This window comes from Streptomyces sp. TP-A0356 (genome assembly GCF_001417775.1).
GTDB lineage: Bacteria > Actinomycetota > Actinomycetes > Streptomycetales > Streptomycetaceae > Streptomyces.
This window is the reverse complement of record NZ_BBZJ01000013.1, coordinates 285,292-308,514: the sequence shown is the minus strand read 5'-3', so window position 1 is coordinate 308,514 and position 23,223 is coordinate 285,292. Positions and strand designations below refer to the sequence as shown.

Below are 23,223 nucleotides of genomic sequence, written 5' to 3'. Positions count from 1 at the left end.
TCGTCGCCGCTCGGCCGACGAGGTGTCCGGTGTGCTCAGCGACTGCCCGTCAGGTGGGCGAAGACGACCACGTTCCCCTGGTAGCCCGTTCTCTTCGAGTAGCCGCCGCCGCAGGTGATCACGCGCAGTTCGGGGCGTTTCGCCGCCCCGTACACCTTGTCGTCGGGGAAGTCGCTCGCCGCGTAGACCTCGACCGCGTCGACCGTGAAGAGGGCCGTCGTGCCGTCGCGGCGGTCGACCTCGATGACGCTGCCCTTCTTCAGCGCGCCGAGGTCGTAGAAGACGGCCCGGCCCTGGGAGTTGTCCACGTGTCCGGCGACGATCGCCGTGCCCGTCTCGCCGGGCATGGTGCCGGCCTCGTACCAGCCGGCGAGGTTCTTCTTCTCCGCGGGCGGCACGTCCAGGCTGCCGCTGCTGGTGAGGCCGAGGCCCATGAGGGGGGCGTTCACGCGGATCGAGGGTATGCGGATGCGGTCGGGCGGGGAGGGGGCGAGCGCGGACGCGGCGGACCCCTGGTGGTCGGGGTCCACGGCCGCCTGCGCGGCCGACGGCTGCGGCGGTGCCTGGCTCTGGGCGCCGCTGCTCAGCAGCCATATGCCGGAACAGAGGGCGACCACCGTGACGGATGCTATGGCGGCGTCACCGACCGCACCGGACCTGCCGACCTTGCGCACGGGAGCCTCCTTCCTGGATGCCGGTGTGCGGGTGCCCCCTCCGGGCCGCGAGGGGCAGTCGGACCCGGAGGGGGAGCTGATGGCGGTACCGGCGGACGGACAGCGCAGGCGGCCGTCAGATGCCGTCGCCTCTCGCCCGGCGATGCAGGAGCCAGGTACCGCCCGCGGCGGCGACGGCGAGGGCCGCCACACCGGCCGCGGTGTTCACCGGGTCGGGGCCCAGTGCGCCGCCGACCCCTGTCTTCACGCTTCCTCGCGGCTGCGCCGGATCCTTGGCCGCGGTCGCGGTCAGGGCGACCACCAGATCGCCGGCCACGGTCGCGTGCTTGCCGCCGGCGCACTTGGCGACGATCTCGTACGTTCCCGGCTGCGCGCTCGGCGGCACCCGGAACCGTCCGATCACATCCTGCTCGTGCGTGCTGGGCGCGAGAGTGAAGGTGCCGCCACCGACCGCGGTGGCGTCGCCCGCCGCCGAGCCGTCCGCGCCGCACGCCGCCGTGTTGACGGTGACCTCGGCTCCGGGCACGACCGTGGAGGGGAAGACCTCCAGTCGCCCGGTGTCACCGCCGAACGCGGGCGCGGCAACCATCGTCGCCGCGGCGATGGCGAGCGCGCTACCGCTCAGCAGACGGGCCGTACGTCGCATCGTGGTGCTCCTCCGAGAGGGCACGGCCCGCGGCACCCACGGCGGGCCGCTGCGTCGGTCGTACCCCTGCCCTTCCGAGGAAAGGGGCACTCGGCCCGGACCGCTCGCTGACGGAGTGTCAGAAGTGTGGCGAACGGGTGTGGGCCGGGGTGTCCCACGGGTGGTCGCCACGGCGTTTCAGCAGCTCACGGGCGTGCGGTCGGTGACGCATGGAGGAGAATCCGAAGGGTGCGGGGGTGTGCTGCGAACGGGTGACGCAGGGGAGACTGGCCCAGCCCCGGTCGTCATGGCTCCCGGCCGGCGAGTCACTCCCCGGGGTCCGCGCCCACGCGCTCCAGCCGCACCACGCACACCTTGAACTCCGGCATGCGGGAGACGGGGTCGAGGGCCGGGTTGGTCAGCGCGTTGGCGCGGCCCTCGCCCGGCCAGTGGAAGGGCATGAAGACGGTGTCGGGCCGGATGGCGTGGCTGATCCGCGCGGGTGCGACGGCCCGACCGCGCCGCGACACCACGGCGACCGCGTCCCCGTCCGCCGCGCCGAGCCGCTCGGCCAGCCGCGGATGCATCTCCACGTACGGGCCGGGCGCGGCGGCGTTCAGTTCCCCGACCCGTCGTGTCTGCGCCCCGGACTGGTACTGGGCGACGACCCGCCCGGTGGTCAGCAGCACCGGGTAGGCGTCGTCGGGTTCCTCGGCGGCACCCCGGTACGACACGGCGGCGAACCGCGCCCGCCCGTCCTCGGTGGCGAACCGGTCGAGGAAGAGGCGCGGGGTGCCGCGGTGGGGGACGGCCGGTGAAGCGTCGTGCGCCGGGTCGTCGGGGAGCACCTCCGGCGGGGCGTCCTCGCCGTTCTGCGCGGTGGCCGGCGCCGGACACGGCCAGAACACCCCGTTCTCCTGCGCCAGCCTCCGGTAGGTGATGCCCGAGTAGTCCGCGGGGCCGCCCTCGCTCGCGCGGCGCAGTTCGTCGAAGACCTCCTCCGGGTCCGTGGGGAAGCCCTTCTCCACGCCCAGGCGTGCGGCCAGTTCGTGCAGGACCTCCAGATCGCTGCGGACCCCGGGCGGCGGGGTCAGCGCACGGCGGCGCAGCAGGACCCGCCCCTCCAGACTGGTCGTCGTGCCCGTCTCCTCCGCCCACTGCGTCACCGGCAGCACCACGTCCGCCAACTCGGCCGTCTCCGACAGGACCACGTCGCACACCGCCAGGAAGCCGAGCGAGCGCAGCCGGTCCTCGATGTGCGCGGCGCGCGGAGCCGACACCACCGGGTTGGAGCCCATCAGCAGCAGCGCGCGGATGTCCGTGCCCAGCGCGTCGAGGAGTTCGTACGCGCTCCTGCCCGGCCCCGGCAGCGCGTCCGGGTCCACCCCCCACACCCCGGCCACGTGCCGCCGCGCCGCCGGGTCCGTGAGCTTGCGGTAGCCGGGCAGCTGGTCGGCCTTCTGGCCGTGTTCGCGGCCGCCCTGTCCGTTGCCCTGGCCGGTCAGGCAGCCATAGCCGGACCGCGGGCGGCCCGCACGGCCGGTCGCCAGGCACAGGTTGATCCACGCGCCCACCGTGTCCGTGCCCTTGGACTGCTGCTCGGGCCCGCGCGCGGTCAGCACCATCGCGGCCTCGGGCGCGCAGAACAGCCTTACCGCCGCCCGCAGTTGCGGCACGGACACACCCGTGATCCGCTCCACGTGCTCCGGCCAGTGCGCCATCGCCGCCGCCCGGGCCTCCTCCCAGCCGCTCGTGCGCTCCCGGATGTACGTCTCGTCCGTGCGTCCCTCGGCGACGATCAGATGCAGCAGCCCGAGCGCCAGCGCCAGGTCCGTACCCGGCCGCGGTGCCAGATGCAGATCGGCCTGCTCGGCGGTGCGCGTGCGGCGCGGGTCTACGACGATCAACGTTCCGCCGTTCTCCTTGAGTTCGGTCAGATAGCGCACCGCGGGCGGCATCGTCTCCGCGAGGTTGGAGCCGACGAGGATCACGCACCCGGTCCTGGGGATGTCCTCCAGCGGGAACGGCAGCCCCCGGTCGAGGCCGAACGCCCGCAGACCCGCGGCCGCCGCCGACGACATGCAGAACCGACCGTTGTAGTCGATCTGCGAGGTGCCGAGCACCACACGGGCGAACTTCCCGAGCGCGTACGCCTTCTCGTTCGTCAGGCCGCCCCCGCCGAACACCCCGAGCGCGTCCGCACCGTGCTCCGCGCGCGTGCGGGAGAACTCCCCGGCGATACGGTCGAGGGCCTCGCCCCAGGTGGCGGGCGCAAGGACGCCCCGGGAGCGCACCAGTGGCGAGGTCAGCCGCACCCCGGGCGCGAGCAGCGCCGGAGCCGTGCGGCCCTTGCCGCACAACGCGCCCCGGTTCACCGGGAAGTCCGGGCGCTCGGTCACCTCGACGCCTCCGTCCGGCAGGGGCGTCAGGTTCATCCCGCACTGGAGGGCGCAGTACGGGCAGTGGGTGGGGGTCGAGGTGGTCCGCATGCCGTTCAGCGTGCTTCGGCCGTATTACGTGCCGTGAGGTCTCCCGGTTACGCGGCCGGGACCAGGACCTCCCCGCCGCGCGTGAGGCGGTGTGAGGGCAACCGGACGGTGCGCGCGTCGTCGTCGCCAGGACCCAGCCGGTGGCGATCAGCAGATACGACAGCCACCCGTACCAGCCCCGCGATGCGAACCTGATCTCTCAGCCCCGCGCCGACGCGAGGGCCTTCGCGACCCCCTGCTCCCTGGGGCCGAGGAACGTCGGATCCGGGTGGAACAGCGCGTTCAGCGCGGCCTTGCCCGCCGCGAAGATCTCCCGGGTGCCGCCGTAGTACCAGGTCATGTCGTGCTCGGCGTCGACGCCGACGCCGTAGGAGGTCACGCCCGCCGCCTGGCACAGGGCGACCGCCCGGCGGATGTGGAAGCCCTGGCTGATCAGGACCGCGCGGTCCACGCCGAAGATCTTCTTGGCCCGGGCGCAGGAGTCCCAGGTGTCGAAGCCCGCGTAGTCGCTGACGATCCGGGACCCCGGCACTCCGTGGTTCGTCAGATAGGTGCGCATCGCGTCCGGCTCGTCGTAGTCCTTGCGGCTGTTGTCACCGGTGACGAGGACGACCTCGACACGGCCGGCCCGGTACAGCCGCGCCGCCGCGTCGAGACGGTGGGCGAGGTACGGCGACGGCTCGCCGTCCCACAGGCCCGCGCCGAAGACGACGGCGACCTGTGTGCGCGGCACGTCCGCGGTGGTGCGCAGCCGGTCGTCCGTGGCCAGGAACAACCATGTCGTCGGCAGCAGCGCCAGCACGCACAGCAGCACCAGCCCCTGCACGGCCCGCCGCTGCCCGGCGCGTGTGCGCGGCAGTCTCGGTGCGCGGATCCTCAGGCGCGGCAGGCTCATCGCGGCATCCCCCGGTTGTGGCTTCGTGCGGTGTCGCCAGTGGGGACGCGGCGCACGGTGATCCGGTTCGCACGGAACGCGCGGGGACGCGGCGCACGGTGATCCGGTTCGCACGGAACGCGCGGGGCGCACGGAACTGCTCGCGCGCCCCTCACACGATCTGCCCCGGCGTCGTGAAGCCCCGGAAAACACCCGTCACGGTCACGCAACGGCCCGGCAACGTCGTACCGCCAGGATCGGCCCATGACGGCGTCGAACCCTCCTCGCGACGACTCCCACGCCCGCCCCGGCGGCCCGCCGCTCCTTGGCGCCCACCTCGACAGTACGGCGCAGCTCATGAACCGGATCACCAGCCAGCTCGACAGCCAGCTCGGCCTCGTCTCCCGCAACGGCGCCCGGCGCCCGGCCCCGCCCACGCTCGTCCTCGTGGCGCACGGCAGCCGTGACCCGCGCGCCCTGGCCACCGTGCGCACCCTTGTCGAACGGGTCGGCGAACTGCGCCCGCACCTGCCCGTGCGCCTCGGCCACATCGAGCTGAACGAGCCCCCGCTGCCCGACGCGCTCGCCTCCCTCGGCGCGGGCCGCGCCGTCCTCGTACCGCTGCTCCTCAGCCGCGGCCACCACGTCAAGCGGGACATCCCCGAGGCGGTGGCCGCCGCGCGGGCGCACATCCGTGTGGCCGCGCCGCTCGGTCCGCACCCCCTCCTCGTGGAGACCCTCTACGCCCGGCTCGTCGAGGCGGGCTGGCGGACGGCACAGAGCGACGCCCAGCGCCGTGCGAGCGCGGTCGTGCTCGCCGCCGCCGGCTCCCGCGACCCCGACTCGGCGGTCGACACCCGGCGCACCGCGCAGCTCCTCGCCGAGCGCCTGGGCGTCCCGGTCGTCCCCGCCTACGCCTCCGCCGCCTCGCCCACCGTCCGGGCCGCGGTGCGCGCGCTCGCCGCCCGTGGCCGCCACCGGGTCGCCGTCGCCTCCTGTTTCGCCGCGCCCGGCCGCTTCGCCACCGAGTGCGCCGGGGCCGCCCCCTGGATCGTCGGGGCCCCGCTCGGCGCCCACCCGGCCATGGCCCGCCTCGTCCTGCACCGCTACGACCAGGCGCTCGCCGCCTCCGAGCCGGCCGCCGAACCGGCCCTGGCCTCCGCCTGAGGGACCCGCCGAGCGGCGCGAAACGGCCGGGCGGGAAACGGACGCCGACATCCCGATTGTCACCGGCTGCGTCTACTGTCGGGTCATGGACGGGACCGCACCGAAGGCCTACGAGACTCCCGCGCCGTACGAGAACGGCTGGGCGGCCGGCTCGGCGTACGACGACGCGGCCGTCGAGCGCTGGGCGCCCGAGCCCGACAAGCGCCCGGGCCGCACCGCCTTCCAGCGCGACCGCGCGCGCGTGCTGCACTCGGCCGCCCTGCGCCGTCTGGCGGGCAAGACCCAGGTCGTCACCCCGGGCACCCGGAGTCAGGTCTGGGACGCCAGCCCCCGCACCCGACTCACCCACTCGCTGGAATGCGCCCAGGTCGGCCGCGAGCTGGGCGCCGCCCTCGGCTGTGACCCCGACCTCGTCGAGGCCGCCTGTCTCTCCCACGACCTCGGCCACCCGCCCTTCGGACACAACGGCGAACAGGCGCTGAACGAGTTCGCGGAGGACTGCGGCGGCTTCGAGGGCAACGCCCAGTCCCTGCGCCTGCTCGCCCGTATCGAGCCGAAGCGGTTCGTCCCCTCGGAGCGGACGGGCGAACTCATCAGCGTGGGCCTGAACCTGACGCGCGCCGCCCTCGACGCCGCCACCAAGTACCCCTGGCCGCGCGGCGCCCACCCCACCGACCCCGGCTCCCCGAAGTTCGGGGCCTACGAGGACGACCGCCCCGTCTTCGACTGGGTCCGCAAGGACGCCCCCGGCCACCGCGCCTGCTTCGAGGCCCAGGTCATGGACTGGTCCGACGACGTGGCCTACTCGGTGCACGACTTCGAGGACGGTCTGCACGCCGGCCACATCGACCCGAACTGCCTGCACGCCGAGCCGGAGCGACAGGCGGTCTTCGCCGTCGCCCTCGGGCGGTACGTGCCCGCGGACACCGACCCCGAGGAGCTCGCCGAGGCCCTCGACCGGCTCCTCGACCACGAGTGGTGGCCGCACGGCTACGACGGCTCCGCGGTCGCCCAGGCCCGGCTGAAGGACGCCACCAGCCAGCTCATCGGCCGCTTCTGCCTGGCCGCCGAGGGCGCGACCCGGGAGGCGTACGGCGGCGGGCGCCTCACGCGGTACGCGGCGGAGCTCGTGGTACCGCGCGGCACCCGTACCGAGTGCGCGGTCCTCAAGGCCGTCGCCGACCGTTATGTGATGCAGCGCGCCGAGCAGGAGCAGTTGCGCGCCGACCAGCGCGTCGTCGTCGCCGAGCTGGCGCGGGCGCTCACCGACCGCGCACCGGACGGGCTCGATCCGCAGTTCCGGGCGCTGTTCGCCGAGGCGGCCGACGACCGTGCCCGCAAGCGTGTGATCGTCGACCAGATCGCCTCGCTCACGGACGCCTCCGCCCGCTCCCTGCACGCGCGACTGACGGAGAACCCATGACCCGGACGTGACCCAGCGTGGCCTGATCGGGCCACTCCCTCTTCCCGCACCACGCCGCGTGCGGGACGCTCCCATGTGACGACATCCTTAAGAGGAGGCATCAAGTGGTCGACGCGGATCAGACATACGTCATCGTCGGGGGAGGTCTCGCCGGCGCGAAGGCGGCCGAGACGCTGCGTGCGGAGGGCTTCACCGGCCGCGTGATACTGATCTGCGACGAACGCGACCACCCCTACGAGCGGCCTCCTCTCTCCAAGGGCTATCTGCTCGGCAAGGAGGAGCGCGACAGCGTCTTCGTCCACGAGCCCGCCTGGTACGCGCGCAACGACATCGAACTGCACCTCGGCCAGACCGTCGACGCCATCGACCGGGCCGCGAAGACGGTCCGCTTCGGCGACGACGGCACGCTCGTGCACTACGACAAGCTGCTGCTGGCGACCGGGGCCGAGCCCCGCCGCCTCGACATTCCGGGCACGGACCTCGCCGGCGTCCACCATCTGCGGCGTCTCGCCCACGCCGACCGCCTCAAGGGCGTCCTGGCCGCGCTCGGCCGGGACAACGGCCACATCGTGATCGCCGGCGCCGGCTGGATCGGCCTGGAGGTCGCGGCGGCGGCCCGCGAGTACGGCGCGGAGGTCACCGTCGTCGAGCCCGAGCCGACCCCGCTGCACGGGGTCCTCGGCCCCGAGCTGGGCAACGTCTTCGCCGAGCTGCACCGCGAGCACGGCGTCCGCTTCCGCTTCGGCGTCCGGCTCACCGAGATCGTCGGCCAGGACGGCATGGTGCTGGCCGCCCGCACCGACGACGGCGACGAGCATCCCGCGCACGACGTGCTCGCCGCGATCGGCGTGGCTCCGCGGGTGGGTCTCGCGGAGGCAGCGGGACTGGAGCTGGCCGACCGTGCGCAGGGGGGCGGCATCGTGGTGGACGCGCGGTTGCGCACGTCCGACCCCGACATCCACGCGGCCGGTGACGTGGCGTCCTTCCCGCACGAGCTGTTCGGCACCCGGCTGCGCGTCGAACACTGGGCCAACGCGCTCAACGGCGGACCGGCGGCGGCCCGGGCGATGCTCGGCCGCGAGGTGACGTACGACCGGGTGCCGTACTTCTTCTCCGACCAGTACGACGTGGGGATGGAGTACTCGGGGTGGGCGCCGCCCGGGTCCTACGACGAGGTGGTGATCCGGGGCGACGCCGGGAAGCGGCACTTCATCGCGTTCTGGCTGAAGGAGGGGAGGGTGCTGGCCGGGATGAACGTGAACGTGTGGGACGTCACAGACGCCATTCAGCGCCTGATCCGAGAGCAGAGGGTGGTTGACCCGGAGGCTTTGGCCGACCCGGCGGTGGCGCTGGAGAGTCTGTCCGCGTAGGTGTGCTGTCCGGGCAGGTGCGGGCGCTGCGCGGCTGGTCGCGTCCACGCGGCGGAGCCGCACGAGGTCACAGCCCGGCGCCCCTCCCGGGACGCCGCACGGGCCCCATGGCTGTCGGTCCGCCCCCGTAGAATCTCCCCGTGGCAGGACGGATCAACGACGAGGACGTGAAGGCGGTACGGGACGCGGTCCCGATCGACTCCGTCGTGTCCGAGTACCTCCAGCTGCGCAACGCGGGCGGCGGAAACCTGAAGGGGCTGTGTCCCTTCCACGACGAGAAGTCCCCCTCCTTCCAGGTCAGCCCCGGCAAGGGCCTGTTCCACTGCTTCGGCTGCCAGGAGGGCGGCGACACCATCACGTTCGTGATGAAGGTCGACCACCTCTCCTTCTCGGAGGCGGTCGAGCGCCTCGCCGCCCGGGCGGGCATCACGCTGCGCTACGAGGAGGGCGGGTACAACCCCACCCACCAGCGCGGCGAGCGCATCCGTCTGGTCGAGGCCCACCAGATCGCCGCCCAGTGGTACGCCGAGCAGCTGGGCACCAGCCCCGAGGCCGAGACGGGACGGAAGTTCCTGGCCGAGCGCGGCTTCGACCAGGCCGCCGCGGTCCACTTCGGCGTCGGCTACAGCCCCCAGGGCTGGGACCACCTCACCCGTTATCTGCGCGGCAAGGGCTTCAGCGACAAGGAGCTGCTGCTCTCCGGCCTCTCCCAGGAGGGCCGCCGCGGTCCCATCGACCGCTTCCGGGGCCGGCTGATGTGGCCGATCCGCGACATCGGCGGGGATGTGGTGGGCTTCGGCGCCAGGAAGCTGTACGAGGTGGACAACGGCCCCAAGTACCTCAACACCCCCGACACGGCGATCTACCGGAAGTCGCAGGTCCTCTACGGCATCGACCTGGCGAAGAAGGAGATCGCGAAGACGAGCCGGGCGGTCGTGGTCGAGGGGTACACCGACGTCATGGCCTGCCATCTCGCGGGTGTCACCACGGCCATCGCGACCTGCGGCACGGCCTTCGGCGGCGAGCACATCAAGATCCTGCGGCGGCTGCTGATGGACAACGGCTCGGCGCGGGTGATCTTCACCTTCGACGGTGACGCGGCCGGTCAGAAGGCGGCCCTGCGTGCCTTCGAGGACGACCAGAAGTTCGCCGCCGAGACGTACATCGCGGTCGCGCCGGACGGCATGGACCCCTGCGAGCTGCGCCTCGCCAAGGGCGACGAGGCGGTCACCGACCTGGTCGAACCCCGCACACCCCTCTTCGAGTTCGCGCTCCGCCAGATCGTCAGCCGCTATGACCTGGAGACCCCGGCGGGCCGCGCCGCCGCGCTCGACGAGGCGGCCCCGGTCGTCGCCCGCATCAAGAACAGCGGCGCCCAGCACGAGGTGGCGGTCCAGCTCGCGGGCATGCTCGGCATCCTCGACACCCAGTTCGTGGTCAAGCGGGTGGCGCAGCTGGCCCGTTGGGCGCGCGACCGGGGCGGCAGGGGACCCGCGCCGACCGGGCAGCGCGCCCCCCAGCCGTACCAGGCGGCTGCGCGCCCGGCCGTCCCGGGTCCGGCGCTCAACCTCCGCAACCCGGTCTACGCGACCGAGCGCGAGCTGCTCAAACTCGCCCTGCAGCAGCCGGAGCTGGTCTCACCGGCATTCGACGCGTACGGGGTCGACGAGTTCACGGCGGCGCCGTACGCGGCGGTCCGCCAGGCGATCCTGGAGGCGGGCGGCGCGGAGTACGGCGCGCAGGATCCGCAGGAGTACCTCGTCCGGGTCCGCGAGGCGGCCCCCGACGACACGGTCCGTGCCATGGTCACGGAACTGGCGGTCGAGGCGATCATGCGCCGGACGGTGGACGAGGTGTACGCGGGCACCGTCCTCGTCACGGTCCGCCGACGCGCCGTCGAGCGCCGCGTCCGTGACGTCCAGAGCACCCTGACCCGCCTGGGCCACCAGGCCGACCCGGCCCACCTGTCCGCCGTACAGAACGAACTGTGGGTCCTCCAGCAGTACGACCAGGCATTGAGGGAACGGGGAGCGGCGGCGCTGTAGCGTCCCGCGCGGCGTCGCCAGGGCCATCCCGCGCGGCGTCGCCAGGGCGCTTCCGACGGATCTCCGCGGCGCCCTGGCTGTCCGGCGTCGGCTGAGTAACCGCCCGGTCACGCACCGGACTCAGAAAATGGTCGCACGCCCCTCGTGACAGAGATGTGTCGTACCCCACACTGGGTTCCGGTGCCTGAGTCCTCGGAGCGCGGCCGACCCGCCCACGGCGGGTCCGACACCCCCGCGATTCCGCTCAATGACTACGGGATGGCCGGTGGGCGGACCACCGGCGCCATCCCCGACGTACCGCTGCCGCACGCCTCAGCAGCGACATTCATGGAGGTCGCCCCCGTGCAGACCCAGACCCTCGTAGAGACCGGGATCGCCAACGACGAGCCGGACGCGGAGACCGATGTCCTCGCGGCGATGCCCCCACGGCGCCGGCTCGCGCACCACCCCGAGACGCAGACGGAGACGGAGACGGAGCCCGAGGGCTCGCCCGAGCCGGACGAGCCGCCTTCCGACGCCGTGGAGTCCGTCGAGTCCGGCGAGGCGCCCGAGTCCGTCGACCCCCTCCGTGGGCGCGCCGACACCGGCGGCCCCACCTCGGACCTGTTCCGCCAGTACCTGCGCGAGATCGGCCGCATCCCCCTGCTCACGGCCGCCGAGGAGGTCGAACTCGCCCGCCGCGTGGAGGCCGGCCTGTTCGCCGAGGAGAAGCTCGGCAACGCCCCCGACCTGGACACCCAACTCGCCCTGGACCTCGACAGGCTGGTGGTGCTGGGGCGGATGGCCAAGCGGCGGCTGATCGAGGCCAACCTGCGGCTCGTCGTCTCGGTCGCCAAGCGGTACATCGGCCGTGGGCTGACCATGCTCGACCTCGTCCAGGAGGGAAACCTCGGCCTGATCCGGGCCGTCGAGAAGTTCGACTACGCCCGGGGCTACAAGTTCTCGACGTACGCGACCTGGTGGATCCGACAGGCCATGTCCCGCGCGCTGGCCGACCAGGCCCGCACCATCCGCGTCCCGGTGCACGTCGTCGAGCTCATCAACCGCGTCGTCCGCGTCCAGCGCCGCATGCTCCAGGAACGCGGCTACGAACCCACGCCCGAAGAGGTCGCCACGCATCTGGACCTGCCCGCCGAGCGCGTCACCGAGGTGCTGCGGCTCGCCCAGGAGCCCGTCTCGCTGCATGCCCCCGTGGGCGAGGAGGACGACGTGGCCCTCGGCGACCTGATCGAGGACGGCGACGCCACGAGCCCGGTGGAATCCGCCGCGTTCCTGCTGCTCAGGGAGCATCTGGACGCGGTGCTGTCCACTCTCGGCGAGCGGGAGCGGAAGGTCGTACAGCTCCGCTACGGGCTCGTCGACGGACGCCCCCGCACGCTGGAGGAGATAGGCCGCATCTTCGGCGTGACCCGCGAGCGGATCCGCCAGATCGAGTCGAAGACCCTCAACAAGCTCCGCGACCACGCGTTCGCGGACCAGCTGAGGGGCTACCTGGACTGAACAGGGGCCGCCCGCACGAGCGGCCCCCGGGGGCTCAGTCGACCTCGGCCACCGCCTGGGCGAACTGTGCCTTGTACAGGCGCGCGTACGCCCCGTCCGCCGCCAACAGCTCGGTGTGCGACCCCTGTTCGACGATGGACCCGTTCTCCATCACCAGAATCGTGTCCGCGTCCCGGATCGTCGACAGCCGGTGCGCGATGACGAACGACGTCCGCCCGTGCGCCAGCTTCGCCATCGCCTTCTGGATCAGCACCTCGGTACGCGTGTCCACCGAGCTGGTCGCCTCGTCCAGCACGAGGATCACCGGGTCGGACAGGAACGCCCGCGCGATCGTGATGAGCTGCTTCTCGCCCGCGCTGACCCCGGTGCCCTCGTCGTCGATCACCGTGTCGTAGCCGTCCGGCAGCGTACGGATGAACCGGTCGGCGTGCGCCGCCCGTGCCGCCTCCTCGATCTCCCCGCGCGTGACGTCGCGCGCGGCCCCGTAGGCGATGTTCTCCGCGATCGTGCCTCCGAACAGCCAGGTGTCCTGGAGCACCATCCCGATCCCGGCCCGCAGTTCGTCCCGGGACATCTTCGCGATGTCGACCCCGTCGAGCGTGATCCGGCCGCTCGTGACCTCGTAGAACCGCATCAGCAGGTTCACCAGCGTCGTCTTCCCGGCTCCCGTCGGGCCGACGATCGCCACCGTGTGCCCCGGCTCCACCTTCAGCGACAGGTCCTCGATCAGCGGCCGCTCGGGGTCGTAGCGGAACGACACGTTCTCCAGCGCGACCCGGCCGCGCAGCTCCTCCGGCCGCAGCCCCGGCTCGGGGTCCGCCGCCTGCTCCTCCGCGTCCAGCAGTTCGAAGATCCGCTCCGCCGAGGCGACGCCCGACTGCACCAGGTTCGCCATCGACGCGACCTGCGTCAGCGGCATGGAGAACTGCCGCGAGTACTGGATGAAGGCCTGCACGTCGCCGATGGACAGGGCACCCGACGCGACCCGAAGGCCACCGACCACGGCCACCAGCACGTAGTTCAGGTTGGACACGAACATCATCAGCGGCTGCATCACACCACTGTTGAACTGCGCTCTGAACCCGGCCTCGTACAGCTTCTCGTTCTGCTCGGCGAACTGCCGCGCCGACTCGTCCTGGCGCCCGAACACCTTCACCAGCGTGTGCCCCGTGTACATCTCCTCGATGTGCGCGTTGAGCTTGCCGGTGGTGCGCCACTGCTGCACGAAGTGCGGCTGCGAACGCTTGCCGACCCGGGTGGCGACGACGAAGGAGAGCGGCACGGTCACCAGCGCGACCAGCGCCAGCAGCCACGACACCCAGAACATCATCGCCAGCACGCCCACGATGGTGAGCAGCGAGTTGACGAGCTGCCCCATCGACTGCTGCAGCGTCTGCTGGATGTTGTCGATGTCGTTGGTGGCGCGGCTGAGCACCTCACCGCGCTGCCGCTTGTCGAAGTAGGACAGCGGAAGCCGCGACAGCTTCGCCTGCACTTCCTCGCGCAGGCGGAACACGGTCTTGTTGATGGCCCGGTTGGAGAACCGGGTGGAGACCGCCATCAACAGGCCGGCCAGCAGGAACGCGCCGAGCGCGAGCAGCAGCACATTGCCGACGGCACCGAAGTCGATGCCCTTGCCCGGGGTGAAGTCCGTCCCGGAGAGCATGTCCGCGATGCCGCCCTGACCCCGCTTCCGCATGGAGTCGAGGACCTGCTCCTTGCTCACCCCCGACGGCATGTGCCGACCGATGATCCCGGCGAAGACCAGGTCGGTCGCCTTGCCGAGGATCTTCGGTCCGACCACGGACAGGCCCACGCTGAGCACACCGCAGACCAGCATCGCGATCATGGTGGCGCGTTCGGGCTTGAACTGGGCGAGGAGCCGCTTCCCGGACCCCTTGAAGTCCATCGAGCGCTGGTCGGGGCCGCCCCCGGCCATCATGCGTCCCATGGGCCCGGCCATCAGGCAGCCTCCGCTTCCGTGAGCTGGGAGAGCACGATCTCCCGATAGGTCTCGTTGCTCGCCATCAGCTCGTGGTGGCGGCCGGTGCCGACGACCCGGCCCTCGTCCAGGACCACGATCCGGTCGGCGTCCCGGATGGTCGCCACCCGCTGGGCCACGATCACCACGGTCGCCTCGGCGGTCTCCTGCGACAGCGCCGCGCGCAGCGCCGCGTCGGTCGCGTAGTCGAGCGCGGAGAAGGAGTCGTCGAAGAGGTAGATCTCCGGGCGCTGCACCAGCGTGCGCGCGATCGCGAGCCGCTGCCGCTGGCCGCCGGAGACGTTCGTACCGCCCTGCGCGATCGGGGCGTCGAGGCCGCCCTCCAGCTTGGAGACGAAGTCCTTGGCCTGCGCCACCTCCAGCGCGTGCCACAGCTCCTCGTCGGTGGCGTCCGGATTGCCGTACCGCAGATTGGTGGCGACCGTGCCGGCGAACAGATACGGCTTCTGCGGGACGAGCCCGACCGTCTTCGCCAGCAGCGTCGGGTCGATCTCCTGGACGTTCACGCCGTCCACGAGCACCTCGCCCTCCGTGGCGTCGAAGAGGCGGGGGATCAGCCCGAGCAGGGTCGACTTGCCGCTGCCGGTGGATCCGATGACGGCCGTGGTCTCGCCGGGCCGCGCCACCACGTCGATGGCCTTGAGCACCGGCTCCTCGGCACCCGGGTAGCGGAACCCCGCCCCGCGGATCTCCAGGTGCCCGTGCCGCCGCAGTTCGACGACGGGAGCGGAGGGCGGCACGACACTGGACTCGGTGTCGAGGACCTCCTGGATCCGCTCGGCGCACACCTCCGCGCGCGGCACCATGATGAACATGAAGGTGGCCATCATCACGGACATCACGATCTGCATGAGGTAGGTGAGGAACGCGGTCAGGTCGCCGATCTGCATGCCGCCGCTGTCGATGCGGTGCGCGCCGAACCAGACCACCGCGATGGAGGACAGGTTCACCACGGTCATCACCATGGGGAACATCAGCGCCATGGTGCGGCCGGTGCCCAGGGACACCTCGGTCAGATCGGTGTTGGCGCCCCGGAATCGGTCCTTCTCGTAGTCGTCCCGGACGAAGGCGCGGATGACGCGGTTGCCGGAGATCTGCTCGCGCAGCACCCGGTTCACCCTGTCGAGGCGGACCTGCATGGTGCGGAACAGCGGTCGCAGCCGGCGCACGACCAGCGTCACGCAGATGCCGAGCACGGGCACCACGGCGACCAGGACGCCGGACAGCGGCACGTCCAGACCGAGCGCCATGACGATGCCGCCCACGCACATGATCGGCGCCGACACCATCAGCGTGAACGTCATCAGGGCGAGCATCTGCACCTGCTGCACGTCGTTGGTGGTGCGGGTGATCAGCGACGGCGCCCCGAAGTGGCCCAGCTCACGCGAGGAGAACGACTGCACGCGGTCGAAGACGGCGGCCCGCATGTCCCGGCCGATGGCCGAGGCCGTGCGGGCGCCGAAGTAGATGGCGCCCGTGTTGCAGACGACCTGGCCCAGCGAGACCCCGATCATCAGGCCGCCGAACGTCAGGATGTAACCCGTGTCCCCCGTCACCACACCGTTGTCGATGATGTGCGCGTTGAGGGTGGGCAGATAGAGCGTGGCGCACGTCTGCAGGAACTGCAGCAGCACCAGCAGAGCGATGGGTCTCTTGTACGGGCCCAGATGGGCCCTCAGAAGTCGTATGAGCACGCGAGGTCTCTCGGGGTCGTCGACGGCAGGGGCGGTCGGTGATGCACCACCCCCTATCGTCGGACACTCCACCCGCGTTACCTCAACCGATTAACCCAACAGCGGGCCATGTATGACTCGGCCTCAGCCGCGGGGACTAGGCCGATCGGTGGCTGACGGGCGTTGTCGCGAATCCGTGTGACGTATACGACACCACGGTCGCCCAGGGGATTTCCGGCCGGCATCCCCGGGCTCGCTACGACCGGAACGCCCCCGGATGCGTCTGCTCGCGGACCGACACGTACTGCTGGCGCACGGCCTGGCCCACCGCCAGTTCCTCGCCCGGCTCCAGGACCTGCGCGACAGCGCCCCGCCAGGCGGGCGGGGTGCGCGGGTCGAGAGTGCCCTGCGAGACACCGAGCGACCAGGCCGCCTGCCGGGCCGCGCCGATCGCCGCGTAGTCCGCGGGCTGCGGCACCACGACCTGCACGCCGAACAGCGCGGGCGCCGCCGCCTGTACGGCGGACAGCTCCGCGGCGGCGCCGAGCAGGAAGATCCGCCGTACCTCGACCCCGCGCCCGCGCAGCACGTCGAGCGCGTCCGCGAGCCCGCACAGCATGCCCTCGAACGCGGCCCGCGCCAGGTGCTCGGGCTTCATCGACTCGCGTCGCAGCCCGGCCAGGGTGCCCGCGGTGTGCGGCAGGTTCGGGGTCCGCTCGCCCTCCAGGTAGGGCAGCATGACGAGCCCGTGCGAGCCCGGCGTCGACTTCATCGCGAGGTCGGAGAGGGAGTCCAGGTCGGGTACGCCGAGCAGTTCGGCGGTGCCGCGCAGGGTGCGCACGGCGTTGAGGGTCGTCACCACCGGCAGATGCATGCCCGTCGCGTCCGCCAGCGAGGTGATCATCCCGGAGGAGTCCACGAGCGCCTCGGGGTGCACGGCCATCACGGACCCGGAGGCGCCGAGCGAGACGACCGCGTCGCCCAGCCCGATGCCCAGGCCCAGGGCGGCGGCCATGGTCTCGCCGGTGCCCGCGGAGATCAGCAGCCCCTCCGGGGTCGTACCCGCCGCGTCCGACGGACCGAGCACCTCGGGCAGCATGGCCTGGTGGCCGAGCGCCAGCTCGACGAGGTCGGAGCGGTACGCGCCGGTCGCCGCCGACCAGTACCCGGTCCCCGAGGCACCGCCGCGGTCCGTGGTCCGCCGCGCGGGCCGTCCGAGCAGCTGCCACACGAGCCAGTCGTGGGCCTGTATCAGCGCGGCCGTCCGCCGGGCGTTGTCGGGTTCGGTCTTGGCGAGCCAGCGCAGCTTGGTCACGGGCTGCGCGGCCTGCGGTACACAGCCGACGGCCTCGGCCCAGGCCTGCCGGCCGCCGAGGGCGTCGACGAGGTCCGCCGCCGCGACCTGCGCCCGCCTGTCTCCGCCGACCAGGGCGGGCCGCACGGTGGAGCCCTGGGAGTCGAGGGGGACCAGCGCGTTCTGCTGCGCGGAGACGCCGATGGCCTGCACGCCTTCGAGGAGTCCGCCGCCGGCCGCCTCCCCGAGGGACAGCAGCCAGGCCTGCGGATCGACGTCGGAGGGACGGCCGCCTCCCTCGGTGCTCTCCACCGGGTGCGGCGCATACCCCTGCCTGAGCACGGCCCCCGTGTCCGTGTCACAGACGACGATACGAGTGAAATCGGGTGAGCTGTCCAACCCGGCGACTATCCCCATGGTGGAAATTCTGCCGTACCGAGGCGGGTGAGCGCGCCGCCCCGGGAGGTGCCGCCCATGGCTCTCCCGGGTCGGCGGCGGTCAGGTGTTGCTGGTGCCCCAGTCGTCCTCGCCGGTGCCGTTCGCATTGCGTTCCCGCAGGGAGCGCACGCGGCCCGCCACCGAGTCGGGCATACGGTCGCCGACCTTGTCGCTCACCGCGTGGAAGGCCTTGCCCGCGATCTCGCGACCCTGCTGGGCGGCCGTCTCCGCGGTGTTGCGCACGGCGGGGTTCTGCGCGACGAGGCGGGCGGTCTTCTTCAGTTGCTCGTAACGTTCACGCCCGGCCCGCGTGCCCAGCACGTAGCCCAGGACCAGTCCGGCGACGAACGTGAGCCGATAGCGCATGGCGGCCACCCTTCCCTTGCGTCTGCGTCGTCCCTTGCGTGGGCATCGGTCGCGGGGAGTACTGATTGGCGGAGCACCCCCCTGCTTGCGCTAATGTATGTGTCGCAGCGAGCGCGCGCCCCTTGGCGGATACCCAAGGAGGTACGTTCGATGCGACGAGGCATTCCTCCGTAGCTCAATTGGCAGAGCAGCCGGCTGTTAACCGGCAGGTTACTGGTTCGAGTCCAGTCGGGGGAGCTCGGTCCTCCGTAGCTCAATTGGCAGAGCAGCCGGCTGTTAACCGGCAGGTTACTGGTTCGAGTCCAGTCGGGGGAGCACGCTGAACGAGGACCCCGTAGGGGTCCTTTTTCATGTCCGCAGGAACCGCCGCGCCCATGGTGGAGTCCTCAGGGGCGTGCGAAGCCGACCATCCGAAGCAGGAGATCGTATGAGCGGCTATGCTGCGGCAGACGGCGCGCACACATGTACGCGACGCGCCGTAATGGGGCGGTAGCTCAGCCGGTTAGAGCAGCGGACTCATAATCCGTCGGCCGTGGGTTCGAGTCCCACCCGCCCCACCAGGCGCTACACGCGCAGAAGCGTTTCTACCCGGGACTACGCAACGATGGGGCACGCCACGCCAGTTGGCGGTCCTCAGTCACTCGTCCGGATCAAGATCAAGCGGCCCCGCGGTGGCCCGGACGGACCAACCGTGGCCCTCATGGCTCAGAGGCGGCCCGGTCGATGTCCCCCTGGGCCTCGCTGCCGGCCTGAAGGCGTGGGTGGGGGCGGGCGAAGGGCTTCTCGCGGGTCCGGGCGACGGCCGAATGCGCTTCGGCATACGCGGGGCGGTGGCGAGGTGTTTCTCGATTGCGGACCCGCTCTCGGTGTCCCTACGCTTCCGGGCAACGCGTTGACGGAGACGAGTAGCCAGGGATCACGCGAGCCGAGAGAGCCGCCGGAAGCTGGGAAGGCGGTCTCGCGCCCCGGGTGAAGACCCTCCCGAGCGCGGGGAGGAACGGCCCCCCTGTCTGGTGGCCCGATGCCCCGCCGGCCGGCCCCCGTCACCGGGCCCGAACGAGGCCGCCATCCTGTGGCGGCGAAAGCGCGGTGGCACCGCGAGTTGCCCTTCTCGCCCGCGCTCCCAAGGGATCATGCCGATGTCCTGCGGAGGACCCGCAATGATCCAAAACCGCGTACACGTCTGCGACCTGCGAGAACACCTCGGTCGTACCGTCACCGTCTGCGGATGGGTGAACACCCTGCGCCTGATGAGCAAGGTCCAGTTCCTCATCGTCCGGGACAACAGCGGCCTGGTGCAGGTGACCCACCGGCGTGACGGCGGGCCGCTGGAGGCCCAGCTCGAAGCCCTCACCCCGGAGTCCGCGGTCAGGATCACCGGCCGGGTCCTGGACGCCGCCCAGGTGAAACTCGGTGGCCTGGAGCTCGTCCCGGAGGCGGTCGAGGTCCTGAACCTGGCCGCCACGCCGCTGCCGATCGACGAGCACACCGGCATCGAGCACCGGCTGGACTGGCGCTTCCTGGATGTGCGCCGCCGTCCCGCCCCCCAGCTGATGTTCGCCGTGCAGACCACCCTGGAGCAGGGGATGCGCGAGTACGCCTACGCGCAGGGTGCCACGGAGATGCACACCCCCAAGCTCATGGGCACCGCCTCCGAGTCCGGAGCGGAGGTGTTCGAGCTCGGCTACTTCGGCCGCAGCGCCTATCTGGCGCAGTCGCCGCAGTTCTACAAGCAGATGGCGATCTCGGCAGGCATCGAGAAGGTCTTCGAGATCGGCCCCGTCTTCCGCGCCGAGCCGTCGTTCACCTCCCGGCACGCCACCGAGTTCACCGGCGTCGACGTCGAACTGGCCTGGATCGACGGCGTCGAGGACGTCATGGCGTTCGAGGAGCAGATGCTCGCCCACGCGATCGCCAAGGTCGCCGACGCCCACGGCGAGGCCGTCCGAGAGCGGTTCGGCGTGCAGATCACTGTCCCCACGACGCCCTTCCCTCGTATCACCATGGCCGAGGCGCACGAGATCCTGAACCAGGGCGGTTGGGACCCGGAGGGGACCAAGGAGGATCTGGACCCGGAGGGCGAGCGGAGCATCAGTGCCCACATCCGGCAGGCCACCGGTCATGAGTTCGTGTTCATCACGCACTACCCGGTGAGCATCCGGCCCTTCTACCACATGCGGCCGGCCGAAGACCCGAGCGTGACCCTGAGCTTCGACCTCCTGTGGAGGGGGCTGGAGGTCACCACCGGCGCACAGCGCGAGCACCGGTACGACGTGCTGCTGAGACAGGCCGCCGAGAAGGGCATGAGCCACGAGCCGATGCGGGACTACCTGAACGCGTTCCGGTACGGGTGCCCGCCGCACGGCGGTCTGGGCCTGGGCCTCGGACGGGTGCTGATGGTGATGCTCGGCATCGACTCCATCCGCGAGGCCACGTTCCTCTTCCGCGGGCCCAACCGGCTCACCCCGTAGCGGCCACTGTCAGTGGGATCCGGAGGGACTTTGACGGGGAGTCGTCATCTCGGCGCGGGCCGGACGGGTCAGCCGTTGTAGGGGGCGGTGACGTCCAGGACCCAGGTGACGCCGAAGCGGTCGGTGAGCATGCCGTACAGCAGCGCCCACGGTGCGGCTTCCAAGGGGCGTACCACCGTCGAGCCCTCCGACAGCCTCTGCCACAGGGCGCTGATCTCGGCGGCGTCGTCGCCGCGCACGGAGACGAAGAAGGGGTTCTCGCCCCGGTTCCAGGGCAGCTGGGAGGGCACGTCGTAGGCCATGACGTGGAAGCCGTTGTCCCCGGCCACCTCGCCCCACATCAGCCAGTCCGCCTCGTTCTCGTTGTGCACGTTGCCGGTGTCCTTGTAGGTGACGGCGGCGGTGCGTCCGCCGAAGACGGACTGGTAGAAGTCCAGCGCCTGGCGCGCGTCGCCCCGGAAGTTCAGGTGGGTGGTGGTCGTGACGGACATATCTGCTCCTTGCTTTCGGTTCGTTCGTCGCTTTCGGTTCGTTCGTCGCATGTGCGCCGCCGCGGTGGAACCCGGGCCCGGCGCGGCCACCGTGACCGGGGGCGTTGCTCCCTCGGTGGCTCTGATCCCACCATCGCAGAGGTAGCGGACAGGTTGTGTCCTGTACTGCGGGCAGAATGATGGACATGCACAGAACGTCCTCGCGACTGCTCGCGCTGCTCTCACTGCTCCAAACGCGTCCTGACTGGTCCGGCGAGGACCTCGCCGAGCGGCTCGACATCACCCCGCGCACGGTTCGCCGCGACGTGGATCGGCTACGGGAACTCGGCTACCCGATCATGGCCTTCAAAGGACCCTCCGGCGGATACCGCCTGGATGCCGGCACGCATCTGCCCCCACTGCTGTTCGATGACGACCAGGCCGTCGCCCTGGCCCTGGCCCTGCAGACCGCCGCTGCCGGCACCACGCTCGCCGAGGACGCGGCCCGCGCCCTCGCCACGATCCGCCAGGTCATGCCGCCCCGACTACGCCACCGCATGGACAGGATGCGCATCACAGCCGTCCACCCACCGGGGAGCGGGGACACCCCACAGGCCGACGCCCACGTCCTCACGGACCTGAGCACCGCCATCCACACCCATGCGGAACTCCGCTTCGACTACGCCGCAGACGGCACCGCGACCACCGGGCAGCGCCGCCGAGTACAGCCCCACCACCTGGTCACCCGGCGCGGCCGCTGGTACCTCCTGGCCTGGGACCTCGACCGCGAGGACTGGCGGACCTTCCGCGTCGACCGCATACAGCCGCGCACACCCACCGGCCCCCGCTTCACCCCACGGGAACTCCCCGGAGGCGACGTGGCCGCCTTCGTCATGAGCCGATTCCGCGGCTCCGACGCCACCACCGACTGGCCCTGCCAAGGCCAGGTCGTCCTCAACCTCCCCGCCACCACTGTCGCCCCCTTCGCCCAGGACGGAATCGTCGAAGAACTCGGCCCCGACCACTGCCGGCTCACCCTTGGCTCCTGGTCATGGACCGGCCTGGCCGCCGCCATCGGCCGCTTCGACACCGACATCGAGGTCATCGGCCCACCCGAACTCAACGACGCATTCGCACACCTCGCCACCCGCTACGCCAACGCCGTCCGCAAGACCGTCGAGTCCTGACCCCGAGCACGGGTGAGGTCAGGCCGCCAGGGGGTTGAGGGTCAGGGGCTGGATCCTGCCCTCCAGCATCTCGCCCAGGCCCTGGACCGCGCAGATGTCCGGTCGTTCCGCGATGTGCACGGGCATGCCGGTCGCCTGGCGCAGCATCTGGTCGAGTCCCGGTAGCAGCGCGCTGCCGCCGACCATCATGATCCCGCGGTCGGCGAGGTCGGCCACCAGATCGGGCGGGCAGTCGCGCAGCACCTTGCCGATGCCGTCCAGGACGGCGGTCAGCGGCGTCTGGATGGCCACCTTCAGGGCCGCCGTGTCGACCTGTACGGAGCGCGCGAGCCCGGTGGCCACGTCCCGGCCCAGGATCTCGGTGGAGGTGGGGCCGTGGGGGGCGAGCCCGTTGCCGGACAGCGCGAGCCGCAGGGGCCGTACGGACTGACTCGGCAGCATCAACTCGTGCTCGTGCCGCAGGAGTTGGACGATCGCGCGATCGACGGCCTCGCCGCCCACCGGGACCCGCTCGGCGGTCACGATGTTCCCCAGCGACAGCACGGCGATCTGGGTGGCGGCGGCCCCGCACACCATGATCATGGAGGCCTCGGGCTGCTCGACGGGCAGTCCGCACCCCACGGCCGCGGCGACGAGCGTGTCGACGAGCTCGACCCTGCGGGCCCCCAGGCCGACCAGGGTCTCGATGGTCGCGCGCTGGGCCAGCGGATCCGCGTCGTGCGGGGTGCAGGCGGCGGCCCGCAGCCGGGGCTTGCGGCGCAGGGCGCGGCGCAGCTTCTCGCCGAGCAGATGGCGCAGCATGCGCTGGGCCATCTCTATGTCGACGACGGTGCCGCCCGACACGGGCCGTACGACACGGATGTACGCGGGGGTGCGCCCCGTCATCTTCTCGGCGAACTCGCCGACCGCGATCAGCGCGCCCGTCCGGGTGTTCACGGCGGCGGCGCTGGGCTGGTCAACCACCAGTCCCGCGCCCTTGACGTACACACGGGTCCTGGCAGCCCCGAGGTCGACGGCGAAGTGGCAACGGCGCAGCTGGTCCAGGCTGACGGTCATGGCGGTACCTCCCGAGAACATCGTGTGCCATGGAGAGGCGCCGCGCCCGTCGGGAGGGGCCGGGCGAGGCTCGGCCGAACGGGTGAGACCCGAGCGCGT

The 23,223-nt window shown here is 71.7% G+C and carries 17 protein-coding genes and 3 tRNA genes; 10 read left to right on the top strand and 10 right to left on the bottom strand.

Translation table 11 applies throughout. From position 1 onward, the window contains the following. Nucleotides 1-35: 35 nt before the first annotated feature. The 4 genes from ASC56_RS04725 to ASC56_RS04710 all read right to left on the bottom strand — a co-directional run bounded on the left by ASC56_RS04725 (nucleotide 36) and on the right by ASC56_RS04710 (nucleotide 4,683). Nucleotides 36-674, bottom strand: a complete 639-nt coding sequence (locus ASC56_RS04725) for a class F sortase (RefSeq protein WP_055489903.1) — start codon at nucleotides 672-674, stop codon at nucleotides 36-38. 115 nt (nucleotides 675-789) lie between these two features. Further along, on the bottom strand, nucleotides 790-1,320 hold the full coding sequence (locus ASC56_RS04720; protein WP_055489902.1) for a hypothetical protein: 531 nt from the start codon (nucleotides 1,318-1,320) through the stop codon (nucleotides 790-792). A 305-nt stretch (nucleotides 1,321-1,625) separates the two neighbouring features. Continuing rightward, entirely contained in the window at nucleotides 1,626-3,788 is a 2,163-nt protein-coding gene (locus ASC56_RS04715) for a molybdopterin oxidoreductase family protein (RefSeq protein WP_055489901.1), read from the bottom strand. Between the two features lie 199 nt (nucleotides 3,789-3,987). Next, nucleotides 3,988-4,683: a vancomycin high temperature exclusion protein gene (locus ASC56_RS04710; RefSeq protein WP_199835907.1), complete on the bottom strand. Its 696-nt coding sequence runs from the start codon at nucleotides 4,681-4,683 to the stop codon at nucleotides 3,988-3,990. Between the two features lie 243 nt (nucleotides 4,684-4,926). Between ASC56_RS04710 and ASC56_RS04705 the strand changes: the two genes are divergently transcribed. From ASC56_RS04705 to ASC56_RS04685, 5 genes are all read left to right on the top strand, one after another. After that, nucleotides 4,927-5,829 (top strand): sirohydrochlorin chelatase, encoded by a 903-nt coding sequence (locus ASC56_RS04705; protein ID WP_079102289.1) that lies wholly within the window; start codon nucleotides 4,927-4,929, stop codon nucleotides 5,827-5,829. 85 nt (nucleotides 5,830-5,914) lie between these two features. Next, nucleotides 5,915-7,252, top strand: a complete 1,338-nt coding sequence (locus ASC56_RS04700) for a deoxyguanosinetriphosphate triphosphohydrolase (RefSeq protein WP_055489900.1) — start codon at nucleotides 5,915-5,917, stop codon at nucleotides 7,250-7,252. A gap of 104 nt (nucleotides 7,253-7,356) precedes the next feature. Further along, nucleotides 7,357-8,622, top strand: a complete 1,266-nt coding sequence (locus tag ASC56_RS04695) for an NAD(P)/FAD-dependent oxidoreductase (RefSeq protein ID WP_055489899.1) — start codon at nucleotides 7,357-7,359, stop codon at nucleotides 8,620-8,622. A gap of 140 nt (nucleotides 8,623-8,762) precedes the next feature. Next, nucleotides 8,763-10,667: a DNA primase gene (gene dnaG / locus ASC56_RS04690; RefSeq protein WP_055489898.1), complete on the top strand. Its 1,905-nt coding sequence runs from the start codon at nucleotides 8,763-8,765 to the stop codon at nucleotides 10,665-10,667. Between the two features lie 180 nt (nucleotides 10,668-10,847). Then, entirely contained in the window at nucleotides 10,848-12,167 is a 1,320-nt protein-coding gene (locus ASC56_RS04685; protein WP_055489897.1) for an RNA polymerase sigma factor, read from the top strand. A 34-nt stretch (nucleotides 12,168-12,201) separates the two neighbouring features. On the opposite strand, the gene ASC56_RS04680 is transcribed toward ASC56_RS04685, so the two are convergent. From ASC56_RS04680 to ASC56_RS04665, 4 genes are all read right to left on the bottom strand, one after another. Further along, on the bottom strand, nucleotides 12,202-14,130 hold the full coding sequence (locus ASC56_RS04680) for an ABC transporter ATP-binding protein (protein ID WP_055489896.1): 1,929 nt from the start codon (nucleotides 14,128-14,130) through the stop codon (nucleotides 12,202-12,204). Beyond that, nucleotides 14,130-15,863 (bottom strand): ABC transporter ATP-binding protein, encoded by a 1,734-nt coding sequence (locus tag ASC56_RS04675; RefSeq protein ID WP_055489895.1) that lies wholly within the window; start codon nucleotides 15,861-15,863, stop codon nucleotides 14,130-14,132. Before ASC56_RS04675 ends, ASC56_RS04680 begins: the two co-directional genes overlap by 1 nt. Nucleotides 15,864-16,098: 235 nt before the next feature. Next, nucleotides 16,099-17,553 carry an FGGY-family carbohydrate kinase gene (locus tag ASC56_RS04670; RefSeq protein ID WP_079102288.1) on the bottom strand — a complete coding sequence of 485 codons (1,455 nt, stop codon included), beginning with the start codon at nucleotides 17,551-17,553 and terminating at the stop codon, nucleotides 16,099-16,101. 81 nt (nucleotides 17,554-17,634) lie between these two features. Continuing rightward, entirely contained in the window at nucleotides 17,635-17,940 is a 306-nt protein-coding gene (locus ASC56_RS04665; RefSeq protein ID WP_055489893.1) for a hypothetical protein, read from the bottom strand. Nucleotides 17,941-18,104: 164 nt separating this feature from the next. Between ASC56_RS04665 and ASC56_RS04660 the strand changes: the two genes are divergently transcribed. From ASC56_RS04660 to aspS, 4 genes are all read left to right on the top strand, one after another. Continuing rightward, nucleotides 18,105-18,177: transfer RNA gene (locus ASC56_RS04660), tRNA-Asn, on the top strand. A 5-nt stretch (nucleotides 18,178-18,182) separates the two neighbouring features. After that, nucleotides 18,183-18,255 (top strand) — tRNA-Asn (locus ASC56_RS04655). Between the two features lie 168 nt (nucleotides 18,256-18,423). Continuing rightward, nucleotides 18,424-18,500: transfer RNA gene (locus ASC56_RS04650), tRNA-Ile, on the top strand. 600 nt (nucleotides 18,501-19,100) lie between these two features. Next, nucleotides 19,101-20,411, top strand: a complete 1,311-nt coding sequence (gene aspS, locus ASC56_RS04645) for an aspartate--tRNA(Asn) ligase (RefSeq protein WP_055489892.1) — start codon at nucleotides 19,101-19,103, stop codon at nucleotides 20,409-20,411. A gap of 68 nt (nucleotides 20,412-20,479) precedes the next feature. Here the strand turns inward: aspS and ASC56_RS04640 are convergent, their stop codons facing one another. Beyond that, a complete protein-coding gene (locus ASC56_RS04640) occupies nucleotides 20,480-20,902 on the bottom strand; it encodes a VOC family protein (protein WP_055489891.1) in 423 nt (140 codons plus the stop codon). Nucleotides 20,903-21,087: 185 nt separating this feature from the next. Here ASC56_RS04640 and ASC56_RS04635 point away from each other — a divergent pair, with 185 nt between their 5' ends. Then, the gene (locus ASC56_RS04635; RefSeq protein WP_055490168.1) at nucleotides 21,088-22,068 is read left to right on the top strand and encodes a YafY family protein; all 981 of its coding nucleotides are present in this window, start codon (nucleotides 21,088-21,090) and stop codon (nucleotides 22,066-22,068) included. 18 nt (nucleotides 22,069-22,086) lie between these two features. Here ASC56_RS04635 and ASC56_RS04630 read toward each other — a convergent pair whose 3' ends face one another. Beyond that, on the bottom strand, nucleotides 22,087-23,124 hold the full coding sequence (locus tag ASC56_RS04630; RefSeq protein ID WP_055489890.1) for a rod shape-determining protein: 1,038 nt from the start codon (nucleotides 23,122-23,124) through the stop codon (nucleotides 22,087-22,089). Between the last annotated feature and the right edge of the window lie 99 nt (nucleotides 23,125-23,223).

What these genes read in the sequence shown, in the direction of transcription:
- ASC56_RS04680 (WP_055489896.1), bottom strand. Translation starts at nt 14,130, where the DNA reads ATGGCCGGGCCCATGGGACGCATGATGGCCGGGGGCGGCCCCGACCAG.
- ASC56_RS04700 (WP_055489900.1), top strand. Translation starts at nt 5,915, where the DNA reads ATGGACGGGACCGCACCGAAGGCCTACGAGACTCCCGCGCCGTACGAG.
- ASC56_RS04705 (WP_079102289.1), top strand. Translation starts at nt 4,927, where the DNA reads ATGACGGCGTCGAACCCTCCTCGCGACGACTCCCACGCCCGCCCCGGC.
- ASC56_RS04630 (WP_055489890.1), bottom strand. Translation starts at nt 23,124, where the DNA reads ATGACCGTCAGCCTGGACCAGCTGCGCCGTTGCCACTTCGCCGTCGAC.
- ASC56_RS04715 (WP_055489901.1), bottom strand. Translation starts at nt 3,788, where the DNA reads ATGCGGACCACCTCGACCCCCACCCACTGCCCGTACTGCGCCCTCCAG.
- ASC56_RS04640 (WP_055489891.1), bottom strand. Translation starts at nt 20,902, where the DNA reads ATGTCCGTCACGACCACCACCCACCTGAACTTCCGGGGCGACGCGCGC.
- ASC56_RS04720 (WP_055489902.1), bottom strand. Translation starts at nt 1,320, where the DNA reads ATGCGACGTACGGCCCGTCTGCTGAGCGGTAGCGCGCTCGCCATCGCC.
- ASC56_RS04635 (WP_055490168.1), top strand. Translation starts at nt 21,088, where the DNA reads ATGCACAGAACGTCCTCGCGACTGCTCGCGCTGCTCTCACTGCTCCAA.
- ASC56_RS04670 (WP_079102288.1), bottom strand. Translation starts at nt 17,553, where the DNA reads ATGGGGATAGTCGCCGGGTTGGACAGCTCACCCGATTTCACTCGTATC.
- ASC56_RS04710 (WP_199835907.1), bottom strand. Translation starts at nt 4,683, where the DNA reads ATGAGCCTGCCGCGCCTGAGGATCCGCGCACCGAGACTGCCGCGCACA.
- ASC56_RS04665 (WP_055489893.1), bottom strand. Translation starts at nt 17,940, where the DNA reads ATGCGCTATCGGCTCACGTTCGTCGCCGGACTGGTCCTGGGCTACGTG.
- aspS (WP_055489892.1), top strand. Translation starts at nt 19,101, where the DNA reads ATGATCCAAAACCGCGTACACGTCTGCGACCTGCGAGAACACCTCGGT.